We start from the raw sequence: 13,563 nt of genomic DNA on the forward strand, positions 1-13,563 counted from the left end.
CGGCCCGGGGCCGGACCGACACAATGGCCTGAGCCGACCGGAGGGAAACACCCGATGAACCGACCCGTCGTGGCGGGGGTGGACGGCTCGCCGTCCAGCCTGGCCGCCGCCGACCTGGCCGCCGCGACTGCCGTCGCGCGGTCCCGGCCGCTGGTGCTGGTGCACGGCTACCTGCATCCGATGGGCTACGGGGTGCCGCTCAACCCGTACGACCTCGGGGTGCCGGCGCCCACCGCGGAGTCGGAGAAGATGCTGGAGTCGGTGGCCGCCGACCTGGCCGACAGGTATCCGGGCCTGCGGGTGCAGGTGCGGCAGGTGGCCGGTGGGCCGGGCGCGACGATGGTCGAGGAGTCCCGCCGCGCCGAGCTGGTGGTGGTGGGCAGCCGCGGGGTGGGCGGGTTCGCCGGGCTGCTCGTCGGTTCGGTGAGCGGGCAGCTCGCCCAGCACGGGCACTGCCCGGTGCTTGTCGTCCGGCCGCCGGAGCAGCCGATTCCGATGGGCGGGCCGGTGCTGGTCGGGGTGGACGGCTCCGGGTCCGCCGGCTACGCCGTCGAGCTGGCCGCGGACGAGGCGGCCCGGCGCGACGCCGAGCTGGTGCTGACGCACGTGCGGTCGCCGGAGCGCGGCGCGGTCGCGCCGGAGGTGGCGGCGGAGGCGTCCACCGCGGAGCAGGCGGAGTCGGCCGGGTTGCTGGCGGCGGCGGCCGAGCGGGTCCGCGCCGCGCATCCGGGTCTGCGGGTCACCGAGCGGGCCGTGGTCGCCGCCTCCCCGGAGGCCGCGCTGCTGCAGGCGAGCGGAACGGCGTCGCTCGTGGTGGTCGGTTCCCGGGGCCGGGGCGGTTTCGTCGGGCTGCTGCTCGGCTCGGTCAGCCAGGCCGTGGTGCAGCACGCGCACTGCCCGGTGCTGGTGGCCCACCGGCCCGAGGGCGACTGAGCCCCCTCAGGCCGGGTCGCGGCCGGCGAGCAGGTCGGCGAAGTCGGTGGTGAGGGCGAACGGGTCGGCCGGGCCGGTCGCCGGGGGCCGGCGGTGCACCTGCTCGGCCAGCTCGGCCGCGGCCCTGCGGACCCGGGCCCGCAGGGCGCTGTCCCCGCCGTCGCCGGCCCAGTCCTCCGGCGCGGCGAACACCGCCGTGGGCAGGGTCACCGCGCGCAGGTACGTGAACATCGGCCGGACCGCGTGCTCCAGCGCGAGCGAGTGCCGGGCGGTGCCGCCGGTCGCCCCGAGCAGCACCGGCCGGCCGGCCAGCGCGTCCCGGTCGACCACGTCGAAGAACGACTTGAACAGCCCGTTGTACGACGCGTTGAAGATCGGCGTCACGGCGATCACCGCGTCGGCCGTCGTGACGGCGTCCAGCGTCTCGCGCAGGGCGGCCGACGGGAACCCGGTGAGCAGGTGGTTCACCACGTCGTGGGCGTGCTCGCGCAGCTCCACCGTGCGTAGCCGCACGGTCGCGCCGCGACCGGTCAGCTCGTCGCGGGCGGCCGCGGCGAGCTGGTCGGCGAGCAGGCGGGTGGACGACGGCTGACCGAGCCCGGCCGAGACGACGGCCAGGGTGCGGGCGGTCACCGCTGCTCCCCGGCGGCCGTCGCGGCGGCGCGGCGGGCGGCGTGGGTGGGTGCGTCGGGCACGTGCGCCGGGCGCATCGAGTCGAACTCCTTGCGCAGCACCGGGACGACCTCCTCGCCGAGCAGGTCGAGCTGCTCCAGCACCGTCTTCAGCGGCAGCCCGGCGTGGTCGACCAGGAACAGCTGCCGCTGGTAGTCCCCCACGTACTCGCGGAAGCCCAGCGTCCGGTCGATGACCTCCTGCGGGCTGCCCACGGTCAGCGGCGTCTCGCGGCTGAACTCCTCCAGCGACGGGCCGTGCCCGTAGACCGGGGCGTTGTCGAAGTACGGGCGGAACTCGCGGACCGCGTCCTGGGAGTTGCGGCGCATGAAGACCTGCCCGCCGAGGCCCACGACGGCCTGTTCGGGCGTGCCGTGGCCGTAGTGCGCGTAGCGCTGCCGGTAGAGGCCGACCATCCGCTGGGTGTGCTCCTTGGGCCAGAAGATGTGGTTGGCGAAGAAGCCGTCGCCGTAGTACGCGGCCTGCTCGGCGATCTCCGGGCTGCGGATCGAGCCGTGCCAGACGAACGGGGGCACGCCGTCGAGCGGGCGCGGGGTCGAGGTGAACGACTGAAGCGGCGTACGGAACCGGCCCGTCCAGTCGACCACCTCCTCGCGCCACAACCGGTGCAGCAGGTCGTAGTTCTCGATGGCCAGGGGGATGCCGTTGCGGATGTCCTGCCCGAACCAGGGGTAGACCGGGCCGGTGTTGCCGCGACCGAGCATCAGGTCCACCCGGCCGTCGGCCAGGTGCTGGAGCATCGCGTAGTCCTCGGCGATCTTCACCGGGTCGTTGGTGGTGATCAGCGTGGTGGCGGTGGACAGCAGCAGCCGTTCGGTGCGGGCGGCGATCCAGCCGAGCATGGTGGTCGGCGACGACGGCACGAACGGCGGGTTGTGGTGCTCGCCGGTGGCGAACACGTCCAGGCCGACCTCCTCGGCCTTGACCGCGATGGCGGTCATGGCCTTGATCCGCTCACGCTCGGACGGCGCCCGCCCGGTGGTCGGGTCGACCGTGACGTCACCGACGGTGAAGACTCCGAACTGCATGACCGCTCCTCGCGTGGGGTCCGGGCCGGTCGGCCCGTGATCGCTCCCCACAACATATTTGACGAGTCAACTATTCCGCTGCCCCGCCGCGGCGTCGTGGCCCGCGTCACCCGACACCCGTCCACTACCCTTGCCGCGATGACGTACCCCTGGCTCCGGGCGCCGGCCGCGGAGGTCGCGGTCACCGCGCGGACCCTGCTCGGCTGGACCGTGTCGGCCCACGGCGTCACCGTACGGCTGACCGAGGTCGAGGCGTACGCGGGCACCGGCGAGGACCCGGCTTCGCACGCCCACCGCGGCCCCACCCCACGCAACCAGGTCATGTTCGGGCCCGCGGGACACGTGTACGTGTACTTCGTGTTCGGCATGCACTGGTGCGCGAACATCGTGTGCGGCCGCGACGGCGAGGCCGCGGCCGTCCTGCTGCGCGCCGGCGAGGTGGTCGACGGTGTCGGGCTCGCCCGCGAGCGTCGCCCCCGCGCGGCGGACCGGGACCTGGCCCGGGGGCCGGCCCGACTGGTCACCGCGCTGGGGCTCGGGCGGGAGGCCAACGGCACCTGCGCGGTGGACGGCAGCGGGCCGCTGCGGTTGGCCCCACCGGCCGATCCGGTCGACCCGGCCCGGATCGTCGCCGGGCCGCGGGTCGGCGTGGCGGCGGCACACGACCTGCCCTGGCGCTTCTGGTTGGTCGACGAGCCGAGCGTCAGCCTCTACCGGCGGCACAGCCCGCGCCGCCGCCCCGCGTCGCGCTGACCGCTCGGCTGGTCGACTACACGCATCCGCTCCGCCCGGCAAACGGAGGTCCCCGCCCACGCGTCTTCCTCGCAGGGGTGCGACGTACCGCGCGAACGGCTTTCAACTAGGTGTTGACAACAATCCGTTCTCGGGTGTGGGATGGACGACATGGTCACCGTGGACAACGACCCGTTCACCGCCCCGGATGCTGCCCAGGCCCGGACACACCGCAACTATGCGGCGCTGCTGCGGATCGCCGAGCGGCACGCCGGCACGGACTCGCGCCGCCGCCGCTACGCCCATCCCGACGTGCCCGACGCCTACGAGGCGGCCACCCTGGTGATGGCGCTCGCCGGGGGCGCCGAGCTGGACGAGGGCGAGGAGGCGGTCGACCAGGCCGACCTGATGGCCGCACTGACCCTGATCCCGCACGTGCGCGCCGAGGTCGACGCGCTGGAGGCCGGGCTGTTGCAGGCCGCCCGCGGTCGGGGCATGACCTGGCAGACGATCGCCTTCGGACTGGGTCTGGGCAGCGCACAGGCGGCCCGGCAGCGCTACGAGCGGCTCACCGTGCGCACCGGCACCGGCGACTGACCAGCCACCGGCGACCGATCAGGCGCGGGCGGACTGGCACAGCGGTCCGCGACGCTGTGCCCCGACGACGGCACGGGAGGACGCGATGAGGCGCGATGAGATGCTCGCCTACTGCCTGGCCAAGCCGGGAGCCTGGCTGGACCGGCCGTGGGAGGGTGACGAGGTGGTGAAGGTGGGCGGCCGGATCTTCGCGTTCCTCGGCTCCCCGGCGGGTGAGGCCCGGGTCGGGGTCAAGTGCGGGCCGTCCCGCGAGGTGGCCGACGAGTGGCTGCACCGCTTCCCCGGCGACGCCCGCCCCTCCCCCTACATCGGCCGGTCGGGGTGGAACACGCTGCGCCTGGCCGGCGGCATCCCGGACGACGACCTCGTCGATGCCGTCGACGGGTCGTACGACGCGGTGGTCGCCAAGCTGCCCCGACGCGAGCGGCCCCCGGCCTGAGCCCCGCGCGGCGGCCGGGCCACCGCGCGGGACCCGCCGATCAGCGGGGTACGACCGACTCGGCCGCCCATCGCCGCCAGCCGGCCAGCTTCTCCGCCGCGGCGGCGAGCTGGTCGGCGACCGGCCCGGGGCCGGTGGAGCCGGGGGTGATCCGGGCCGCAAGCGCCGACCGGACCGACAGCACGTCGCGCACCGACGGGTCCAGGTGCTCGCTCACCGCGGCCAGGTCGGCGTCGGACACCTCGTCCAGCGCGCAGTCCCGGGCCGCGCAGAGCGCCACCAGCTTCCCGGTGATCTCGTGCGCGTCACGGAACGGCACGTTGCGCCGCACCAGCCAGTCGGCGACCTCGGTGGCGAGCGAGAAGCCCGACGGGGCGCTGGCCACCAGCCGGTCCACCCGCACCGTCATGGTGGAGATCATCCCGGCCAGCGCGGGCAGCAGCAGCTCCAGCGTGTCGACCGCGTCGAACGCCGGCTCCTTGTCCTCCTGCATGTCCCGGTCGTAGGTCATCGGCAGGCCCTTGAGCATGGTGAGCACACTCACCAGGCCGCCCACCAGCCGACCGGACTTGCCCCGGGCCAGCTCGGCGATGTCCGCGTTCTTCTTCTGCGGCATGATCGACGAGCCGGTGGCGAAGGAGTCGTCCAGCTCGACCCAGCCGAACTCCTGCGACGTCCAGAGCACCACCTCCTCGCCGAGGCGGGACAGGTGCACGCCGGTCATCGCGGTGACGAACAGGAACTCGGCCACGAAGTCCCGGTCGGCGACCGCGTCCATCGAGTTGGCGAACGAGGTGCGGAACCCCAGCTCCTTGGCCACCGCCATCGGGTCCAGCGGCAGGCCCGAGCCGGCCAGCGCGCCCGCGCCCAGCGGGCTGATCGCGGTCCGCTCGTCCCAGTCGCGCAGCCGCTCCAGGTCGCGCAGCAACGGCTGGACGTGGGCGAGCAGCCAGTGCCCGAACGTCACCGGCTGGGCGTGCTGCAGGTGGGTCATGCCCGGGGCGGCGGTGTCCACGTGCCGCTCCGCCTGCTCGACGAGCGCATCGGCCAGCTCGACCAGCCGGGCGGCCACCCCGCGGGCGTGGTCACGCAGGTAGAGCCGCAGGTCGGTGGCGACCTGGTCGTTGCGGGAGCGGCCGGCGCGCAACTTGCCGCCGAGGCTGCCCAGCCGCTCCAGCAGGCCGCGCTCCAGCGCGGTGTGCACGTCCTCGTCGTCCACGCTCGGGCGGAACGCCCCGGAGGCGCACGCGGCCTCCAGGTCGTCCAGCGCGGCCAGCATCCGGCCCAGTTCCTCCGGGTCGAGCAGCCCGGCGCCGGCGAGGACCCGGGCGTGCGCCCGGGAACCGGCGATGTCGTACGGGGCGAGACGCCAGTCGAACTGGACGCTCACCGACAGCCGCGCCAGGGCCTCGGCGGGACCACCGGCGAACCGGCCTCCCCAGAGGCTCGTCCGGTTGGCGGCGGCGCTGTTCTCGGTCAGGCTCTTGTCGTCCACCCCACCCATTGTGGTGTCCACGGTCAGGCCCCTCCCATCCGGGCGTCCCGTTGCCCGCTCGTCCGGCCGGGTCGACCCCGCACCACGCCGATCCACCCGGTCACGACGTGCCCCCTTCGACGTTGTCGTCCCGACGCGCCCACGCGGCGAGCCGCTCCCCCAGCGCGGCACCGCCGTCGGTCTCGCGGGCCACGACCAGGATCGTGTCGTCGCCGGCGATGGTGCCGACGATCTCGGACAGGCCCGCCCGGTCCAACGCGCTGGCCAGATACTGGGCCGCCCCAGGCGGGGTGCGCAGCACCGCGATGTTGCCGCTGGAGTCGACCCCGTTGAGCAGCTCGCGCAGCAGCCGCACGAGCCGGGCCGGCGCACCCTCCGCGTCACGCAGCGGCCGGTGCCCGTCCTCCGGGATCAGATAGACGCCCCGCCCGTCGCCGCCGCGCGCGGTGACCGCCCCCAGCTCCTTGAGGTCGCGGGACAGCGTGGCCTGGGTGACCTGGATGCCGTCCCCGGCGAGCAGGTCGGCCAGCTCGGTCTGCGAGTGGATGGGCGTGTCGCGGATCAGTTCGACGATGCGGGCGTGCCGCGCGGCGCGGGTCAGCGGGCTGGTCATGGGGTGGATGCCTCCAGGAGAAACGTCAGCAGCGCCTTCTGGGCGTGCAGGCGATTCTCCGCCTGGTCGAACACCGCGCTGCGCGGCCCGTCGAGCACCTCGTCGGTGATCTCCTCGCCGCGGTGGGCGGGCAGGCAGTGCAGCACGATCACGTCGTCGGCGGCGTGCCCGAGCAGCGCGTCGTCGACCTGGTACGGCCGCAGCGGCGTCACCCGGTCCAGCCCGTCGTCCTCCTGCCCCATCGACGTCCACGTGTCGGTGGCGACCACGTGCGCGCCGCGTACCGCCGCGACCGGGTCGGTGAACACCTCGACCGAACCGCCGGTGCCGGTGGCGATCTTCTCCGCCCGGGCCACGATCTCCGGGTCCGGCTGGAACCCCGCCGGGCCGGCGACCCGCACGTGCATGCCGGCGGTCGCGCCGGCCAGCAGGTACGAGTGGGCCATGTTGTTCGCCGCGTCGCCCAGGTAGGTGAGGATCCGCCCGGCGGTGGTGCCGAAGCGTTCCCGCACGGTGAGCAGATCGGCCAGCAACTGGCAGGGGTGGTAGGTGTCGGTGAGCGCGTTGACCACCGGCACGTCGGCGTGCGCGGCGACCTCGGCGATCCGGTCGTCACCGTGGGTGCGCAGCACGATCGCGGCGACGTAGCGGGACAGCACCCGACCGGCGTCGGCAAGCGTCTCGCCCCGGCCGAAGTGGGTGACCTGGGTGTCCACCACGAGCGGGTGCCCACCCAGCTCGGCGATGCCGACGTCGAACGAGATCCGGGTCCGCAGGCTCTGCTTGTCGAACAGCACCGCCACCGACTTCGGCCCGATCAGTGGCTGGTGGGCGTACCGGTCGGTCTTCATCCGGGCGGCGAGGTCGAGCACGGCGGCCTGCTCGGCCGGGGTGAGGTCGTCGTCGCGCAGGAAGTGGCGGATCATGCGGGTGCCTCCGTCGGGGTGGTGGCCGCGTCCAGCGCGGCGGGCAGTGCGGCGAGGAAGGCGTCGGCCTGCGCCGCGGTGAGGATCAGCGGCGGGGTGAGCCGGACCACGTCGGGCTGTACCGGGTTGACCAGGAAACCCGCCGCGCGCAGCGCGTCGGTGACCGCGCCGGACACCGGCGCCGAGAGCACGACGCCGAGCAGCAGGCCGGCCCCGCGCACGTCGCGCACCAGCGGGTGGCCGAACGCCTCGACGCCGCGCCGCAGCCGCTCGCCGACGCGCTTGACGTGGTCGAGCAGGCCCTCGTGGGCGATCGTGGAGATCACCGCGAGCGCGGCGGCGCAGCTGACCGGGTTGCCGCCGAACGTGGTGCCGTGCGAGCCGGGGGTGAGCAGGTCGGCAGCCGGGCCGAAGGCCAGGCAGGCACCCAGCGGCAGGCCGCCGCCGAGACCCTTGGCGAGGGTGATCACGTCCGGTTCCACGCCATCCGCCTGGTGGGCGAACCAGTGCCCGGTACGTCCGACACCGGTCTGCACCTCGTCGAGGACCAGCAGCGCGCCGTGCGCGGCGGTGATCCGGCGGGCCGCCGCGAGGTAACCGGGCGGCGGCACGATCACGCCGTTCTCGCCCTGGATCGGCTCGACGATGAGCATGGCGGTCTCGTCGGTGACCGCGTCGGCCAGGGCGTCGACGTCGCCGAACGGCACGTGGGTGACGTCGCCGGGCAGCGGGCGGAACGGATCGGCCTTGGCCGGCTGGCCGGTCAGCGCCAACGCGCCCATGGTCCGCCCGTGGAAACCGCCCCGGGTGGCCACCACGTGCCGTCGGCCGGTGAGCCGGGAGAGCTTGAACGCGGCCTCGTTGGCCTCCGCGCCGGAGTTGGCGAAGAAGAGCCGACCGGGCCGGCCGGCCAGGGCCAGCAGCAGCTCGGCCAGGGCCACCGGAGGTTCGGCGACGAACAGGTTCGACACGTGCCCGAGCGTGGCGACCTGTTTGCTGACGGCGGCCACCACGGCTGGGTGGGCGTGGCCGAGGGCGTTGACGGCGATGCCGCCGATCAGGTCCACGTACTCCCGGCCGGCCTCGTCGACCACGACGGCGCCGGAGCCGGACACCAGCGCCAGCGGCGGGGTGCCGTAGTTGTCCATCATGGCCGCGCCCCAGCGCCGCACCAGCGTGCTCATGAGTCGACCGTGCCCTTCCCGTTCGCGACCGCGGGGCGCGCGGGAGCGCTCCTCGTGTTCACGACCATCGTTCCGAATCCCTCCGACGTGAACACTTCCAGCAGCGTGGAGTGGGCGACCCGGCCGTCGACGACGTGCGCGGCGGGCACTCCCCCGCGCACCGCGCGCAGGCACGCCTCCATCTTCGGGACCATGCCCGACTCCAGCGACGGCAGCAGCTCCGCCAGCTCGTCGGCGGTGATCTCGCTGATCAGGCTGGCCGTGTCCGGCCAGTCGGCGTACAGGCCGGGCACGTCGGTGAGGACGACGAGCTTGCGCGCCCCCAACGCGACGGCGAGCGCGGCGGCGGCGGTGTCGGCGTTGAGGTTGTGCAGCACCCCGTCGACGTCCGGCGCGACGGTGGAGATGACCGGGATGCGGCCGGCCGCGATCAGGTCGGTGACCGCCGAGGCGTTCACCGACTCCACGTCGCCCACCTGCCCCACGTCCACCGCGGTCCCGTCCACGTAGGCGGGGCGGCGGACCGCGGTGAACAGGCCGGCGTCCTCGCCGGAGAGCCCGACCGCGTACGGGCCGTGCGCGTTGACCAATCCGACCAGTTCCCGGCCGACCTGCCCGACCAGGACCATCCGGACCACGTCCATCGCCTCCGGCGTGGTCACCCGTAGGCCGCCCCGGAACTCGCTGGCGATGCCCAACCGGCCGAGCATGGCGGAGATCTGCGGCCCGCCGCCGTGCACGACGACCGGCTTCAGGCCGGCGTACCGCAGGAAGACCATGTCCGCGGCGAACGCCCGCTGGAGTTCGGGGTCGACCATGGCGTTGCCGCCGTACTTGACCACGACGGTGGCGCCGGAGAGACGGGCCAGCCAGGGCAGCGCCTCGACGAGCGTGGCGGCCTTGGCCTGGGCCCGGGCGAGGTCGGCGTTGAGCGGCGCGCTCACGTGGAGTACGCCGAGTTCTCGTGGACGTAGGCGTGCGACAGGTCGTTGGTCCAGATCGTGGCGGCGGCGCCACCGGCGTGCAGGTCGATCCGGATGGTGACGTCGCGGCCGGTGAGGTCCACCTTCGCGCGGTCCTCGGCGGCGGCGCCGCCCCGGCACACCCAGATGCCGTTGACCGCGACGTCCACGCCGTCCGGCTCGAACGCGGCGGCGGTGGTGCCGACCGCGGCGAGGATCCGACCCCAGTTCGGGTCGTTGCCGAACAGCGCGGTCTTCACCAGGTTGTTGCGGGCCACCGCCCGGCCCACCTGGACGGCGTCGTCCTCGCTCGCCGCGCCGACCACGTCGATGGTGATCTGCTTGGTGGCGCCCTCCGCGTCGGCCAGCAACTGCTGGGCCAGGTCGTGGCAGGCGGCGGTGACCGCGGCGGTCAGTTCGGCGGCGGTGGGCTCGATGCCGCTGGCCCCGCTGGCCAGCAGCAGCACGGTGTCGTTCGTGGACATGCACCCGTCGGAGTCGACCCGGTCGAACGTGACCCGGGTGGCGGCCCGCAACGCCGCGTCCAGGGCGTCCGGCCCGGCCACCGCGTCGGTGGTGAGCACGCAGAGCATGGTGGCCATGGCCGGGGCGAGCATCCCGGCGCCCTTGGCCATCCCGCCTACGGTCCAGCCGCTGCCGGCGACCACAGTGGTCTTGGGCCGGGTGTCCGTGGTCATGATCGCCTCGGCCGCCGCCGGGCCACCGTCGCGGGACAGGCGGCGCACCGCGTCGCGGACGCCGGGCAGCAGCTTGTCCATCGGCAGCCGCTCGCCGATCAGGCCGGTCGAGCAGACCGCGACCTCACCGGCGCCGACGATGAGCCGGGCGTTGCCGGCGGTGACCGCGGCGGCGGTGTGTTCGGCGGTGGCGTGGGTGTCCTGGAAGCCGGCCGCTCCGGTGCACGCGTTCGCGCCACCGGAGTTGAGCACCACGGCCCGGACCACGCCGCCCTGCACGACCTGCTGGGTCCAGAGCACCGGGGCGGCCTTGACCCGGTTGGCGGTGAACACGCCTGCTACGCCGGCGTCCGGGCCGTCGTTGACCACGAGCGCGACGTCGCCCGCGCCGGAACTCTTCAGGCCGGCGGCGACGCCTGCGGCACGGAAACCGCGGGGGGTGGTGACAGTCATGGGGCGACTCCGAAGACGGACAGTCCGGTGGTCTCGGGCAGACCCACCATCAGGTTGGCGTTCTGCACGGCCTGGCCGGCCGCGCCCTTGCCCAGGTTGTCGATCGCGCTGACCACGATCACCCGCCCGGTGTCGACGTCCACGGTCACCTGGAGGTGGGCGGAGTTCGAACCGGCGGTGGCCGCGGTGTGCGGCCACCGCCCCTCGGGCAGCAGGTGCACGAAGGGCGCGTCGGCGTACGCCTGCGCCAGCACCGCGCGGGGATCGACGGTGCCGGTCGGCACGGCGGTGACTGTCGCCAGGATGCCCCGGGGCATCGGCGCGAGCAGCGGGGTGAGGCTGAGGCCGGTGGCGCCGCTGGCCTGCTTGATCTCCGGCACGTGCTGGTGCGCGCCGACCTTGTAGGGCGACAGGTCGCCCATCACCTCGCTGCCCAGCAGGTGGGCCTTGGCGGCCCGGCCCGCGCCGGAGGTGCCGGAGGCGGCGACGACCACCACGTCGTCGGGGCGTACCGCGCCGGCCGCGATCAGCGGCGCGAGCGCCAGCGTGGTGGCCACGGCGTAGCACCCGGTGTTGGCGACCCGGTGGGCCGCGGCGATCTCGGCCCGCCGGCCGGGCAGTTCGGGCAGCCCGTAGGTCCACGCGCCGGCGTGCGCCCCGCCGTAGTAGCGGGCCCAGGCGTCGGCGTCATGCAGCCGGTGGTCCGCGCCCAGGTCGACCACGCGCACGGTGCCGGGCAGCGCCGCGGCGAGCGCGGCGGACTGGCCGTGCGGCAGGGCCAGGAAGACCAGGTCCGCGTCGGCCAGGGTGGCCGGGTCGGTCGCGGCGAACACCAGGTCCAGGCCGGCGAGCTGCGGGTGTACGGCGGCGACGGGCCGGCCGGCCTGGCTGTGCGCGGTGGCCGTGGTCAGCGCGAACTCGGGGTGGCCGGCGAGCAGGCGCAGCAGCTCGCCGCCGGCGTATCCGCTCGCCCCGGCCACCGCTACTCGAATGCCCATACTGCCCTCCGCATGAATATGCGGAAAGATTACCAGCGGGCGCGACGCGAATGCAAGTTCATACGGTGCAGTGCATGATACTTCGGTCCGTCACCGCGGCGCCAGGACGGTGAGCGCACCGGCCGCGAGCGCCGCGACCCCCGCCGGCAGCGCCAACCCCGCGTGCGGCGCGAAGGACGGGCTGTGGTTCGCCGGCAGGCCGGCGAGCTTCTCGGCGGCACTGCCACCAGGCGCCGCCCGCCACTGGCGCGGGCCGACGACACCGAGCATCCAGTAACCGCTGGGGATCCCACCGGCGGCCAGCAGCGGGAAGTCCTCGGCCGCCAGCGACGGCGGCCACCAGGCCACCCGCTCGGCGCCGAACGTTTCCTCGTGAGCGGTACGCAACCGCGCGCCCACCTCCGGATCGCTCCGGTAGGCCGGGGTCCGCGACACCACCCGCAGCACCGGCTCCGCCGGACTCCCCGCGGCCTCGCAGCAGCCCCGCACCGTCCGGATCACCCGGTCCCGTACATCGTCGAGCGCCCGCTCGGACAACGCCCGGATCGTCACGCCCAACGTCGCCTCCTGCGGGATCACCCCCGGGTGGTCGCCCGCCCGCAACGCACCCACCGTCAGGGTCACCTGCTCGGCCGGCCCCACCTGCCGGGCCACGATGCTCTGCAACTGCACGACGATGGTGGCGGCGAGCACCACCGGATCGACACACAGGTGCGGGGTGGCGGCGTGCCCACCACGCCCGGCCACGGTCACCTCCAGGGTGACGCAGCCGGCCGTCATCGGACCGGCCCCGTGCGCGACCATGCCCGCGGGCAGCGGCGCGGCGTGCTGCGCCAGCAGGAGGTCGGGCCGGCCGAACCGCTCGTGCAGCCCGTCCGCGATCAGCGCCGCCGCGCCGGTCAGCGTCTCCTCGGCCGGCTGCCCGAGCACCAGCAGCGTCCCCCGCCACCGGTCCCGGACCCGGCCCAGACGGGCCGCGGCACCCACCGCGACGGCCAGGTGCAGATCGTGCCCGCAGGCGTGCATCACCGGCACCCGGCGCCCCTGGCCGTCGACGGCCTCGGCCGTGCTCGCGTACGGCAGCCCGGTCCGTTCCGCCACCGGCAGCGCGTCGAGTTCCGCGCGGAGCATCACCACGGGCCCGACACCGTTGGCCAGGACGCCGACGACGCCGTGCCCGCCGACGCCCGTGGTGACCACGCAACCCACCTCGCGCAGCGCGGCCGCGAACCGGGCCGCGGTCCGTTCCTCCATCCCGGACAGCTCCGGGTGGGCGTGCAGGTCGCGGTAGAGCGAGCCGGCCCGGGCCAGGACATCCGCCTCGGGAGCCGGGCTCGGTACGCGGGAGGTGGCGAGCGGGCCGGGTGACACCATGCGGTGAGCCAACCGCAGTCCGCTGTCACACCGCTCACACCGGGTGACAGCGGTCTGGGGGTCCGGACGACGGCGATCGGTGAGCGTCGTGCGGTCTGCTTGTCCCAGGGCCGGAGGAACCGGCCGGACACGACCGTTTGGAGTCAACATGGCGCCCGAGACCGACCTCAACGCCCTCGCCGAGGAGATCCTCGAACTGGAGTCCGAGACCTTCGCGATCTCCGACTACGCCGACGCCTCCGAGGCCATCCTGGCCTCCTGCTCCTCGTCGGGCACCACCTCGACCTGCAGCAGCACCACCTCGACCACCAGCTGCACGGCCTGACCGGACCGGTCACCACGGCGGGCCCCCCCGCCACCGGGGCGGCCCCCCGCGCGCGGGTCCCACCCTCCGCGCCACGGCGGGCGGAGGGGCACCGGGGGGGCCCGCCACGCACG

General features: G+C 74.5%; 15 protein-coding genes. 5 read left to right on the forward strand and 10 right to left on the reverse strand.

Annotated features, from left to right (window positions below; translation table 11 throughout):
• The first annotated feature begins 54 nt into the window (after positions 1 to 54).
• Entirely contained in the window at positions 55 to 933 is an 879-nt protein-coding gene (locus ACLQ2X_RS06520; protein ID WP_425680047.1) for a universal stress protein, read from the forward strand.
• Between the two features lie 6 nt (positions 934 to 939).
• Here the strand turns inward: ACLQ2X_RS06520 and ACLQ2X_RS06525 are convergent, their stop codons facing one another.
• Both ACLQ2X_RS06525 and ACLQ2X_RS06530 read right to left on the reverse strand, forming a co-directional pair.
• On the reverse strand, positions 940 to 1,566 hold the full coding sequence (locus ACLQ2X_RS06525) for a CE1759 family FMN reductase (protein ID WP_425680048.1): 627 nt from the start codon (positions 1,564 to 1,566) through the stop codon (positions 940 to 942).
• Complete coding sequence (locus ACLQ2X_RS06530; protein WP_425680049.1) at positions 1,563 to 2,654, reverse strand: LLM class flavin-dependent oxidoreductase; 1,092 nt, start codon at positions 2,652 to 2,654, stop codon at positions 1,563 to 1,565. The genes ACLQ2X_RS06525 and ACLQ2X_RS06530 overlap by 4 nt, the downstream gene beginning before the upstream one ends.
• Before the next feature lie 138 nt (positions 2,655 to 2,792).
• Between ACLQ2X_RS06530 and ACLQ2X_RS06535 the strand changes: the two genes are divergently transcribed.
• The 3 genes from ACLQ2X_RS06535 to ACLQ2X_RS06545 all read left to right on the forward strand — a co-directional run bounded on the left by ACLQ2X_RS06535 (position 2,793) and on the right by ACLQ2X_RS06545 (position 4,422).
• A complete protein-coding gene (locus tag ACLQ2X_RS06535) occupies positions 2,793 to 3,407 on the forward strand; it encodes a DNA-3-methyladenine glycosylase (RefSeq protein WP_425680050.1) in 615 nt (204 codons plus the stop codon).
• A 141-nt stretch (positions 3,408 to 3,548) separates the two neighbouring features.
• A complete protein-coding gene (locus ACLQ2X_RS06540) occupies positions 3,549 to 3,983 on the forward strand; it encodes a DNA-binding protein (protein WP_425680051.1) in 435 nt (144 codons plus the stop codon).
• 85 nt (positions 3,984 to 4,068) lie between these two features.
• Entirely contained in the window at positions 4,069 to 4,422 is a 354-nt protein-coding gene (locus tag ACLQ2X_RS06545) for an MmcQ/YjbR family DNA-binding protein (protein ID WP_425680052.1), read from the forward strand.
• A 40-nt stretch (positions 4,423 to 4,462) separates the two neighbouring features.
• On the opposite strand, the gene argH is transcribed toward ACLQ2X_RS06545, so the two are convergent.
• From argH to ACLQ2X_RS06585, 8 genes are all read right to left on the reverse strand, one after another.
• Positions 4,463 to 5,926, reverse strand: a complete 1,464-nt coding sequence (gene argH / locus ACLQ2X_RS06550) for an argininosuccinate lyase (protein WP_425680388.1) — start codon at positions 5,924 to 5,926, stop codon at positions 4,463 to 4,465.
• Between the two features lie 91 nt (positions 5,927 to 6,017).
• Positions 6,018 to 6,530 (reverse strand): arginine repressor, encoded by a 513-nt coding sequence (locus tag ACLQ2X_RS06555; protein ID WP_425680053.1) that lies wholly within the window; start codon positions 6,528 to 6,530, stop codon positions 6,018 to 6,020.
• Positions 6,527 to 7,456, reverse strand: coding sequence for an ornithine carbamoyltransferase (gene argF, locus ACLQ2X_RS06560; RefSeq protein WP_425680054.1), 930 nt, complete (start codon positions 7,454 to 7,456; stop codon positions 6,527 to 6,529). The genes ACLQ2X_RS06555 and argF overlap by 4 nt, the downstream gene beginning before the upstream one ends.
• Positions 7,453 to 8,640: an acetylornithine transaminase gene (locus ACLQ2X_RS06565; protein ID WP_425680055.1), complete on the reverse strand. Its 1,188-nt coding sequence runs from the start codon at positions 8,638 to 8,640 to the stop codon at positions 7,453 to 7,455. The genes argF and ACLQ2X_RS06565 overlap by 4 nt, the downstream gene beginning before the upstream one ends.
• Positions 8,637 to 9,584, reverse strand: a complete 948-nt coding sequence (argB, locus tag ACLQ2X_RS06570) for an acetylglutamate kinase (RefSeq protein ID WP_425680056.1) — start codon at positions 9,582 to 9,584, stop codon at positions 8,637 to 8,639. Before argB ends, ACLQ2X_RS06565 begins: the two co-directional genes overlap by 4 nt.
• Positions 9,581 to 10,753: a bifunctional glutamate N-acetyltransferase/amino-acid acetyltransferase ArgJ gene (gene argJ, locus ACLQ2X_RS06575; RefSeq protein ID WP_425680057.1), complete on the reverse strand. Its 1,173-nt coding sequence runs from the start codon at positions 10,751 to 10,753 to the stop codon at positions 9,581 to 9,583. Before argJ ends, argB begins: the two co-directional genes overlap by 4 nt.
• The gene (argC, locus tag ACLQ2X_RS06580) at positions 10,750 to 11,751 is read right to left on the reverse strand and encodes an N-acetyl-gamma-glutamyl-phosphate reductase (protein WP_425680058.1); all 1,002 of its coding nucleotides are present in this window, start codon (positions 11,749 to 11,751) and stop codon (positions 10,750 to 10,752) included. The genes argJ and argC overlap by 4 nt, the downstream gene beginning before the upstream one ends.
• A gap of 90 nt (positions 11,752 to 11,841) precedes the next feature.
• Positions 11,842 to 13,125, reverse strand: a complete 1,284-nt coding sequence (locus ACLQ2X_RS06585) for an amidohydrolase (RefSeq protein WP_425680059.1) — start codon at positions 13,123 to 13,125, stop codon at positions 11,842 to 11,844.
• 148 nt (positions 13,126 to 13,273) lie between these two features.
• On the opposite strand from ACLQ2X_RS06585, the gene ACLQ2X_RS06590 reads away from it, so the two are divergent.
• Positions 13,274 to 13,450 (forward strand): thiazolylpeptide-type bacteriocin, encoded by a 177-nt coding sequence (locus tag ACLQ2X_RS06590; protein WP_425680060.1) that lies wholly within the window; start codon positions 13,274 to 13,276, stop codon positions 13,448 to 13,450.
• Positions 13,451 to 13,563: the final 113 nt, after the last annotated feature.

It is taken from the genome of Micromonospora sp. DT31 (assembly GCF_049841795.1).
Classification (GTDB): domain Bacteria; phylum Actinomycetota; class Actinomycetes; order Mycobacteriales; family Micromonosporaceae; genus Micromonospora.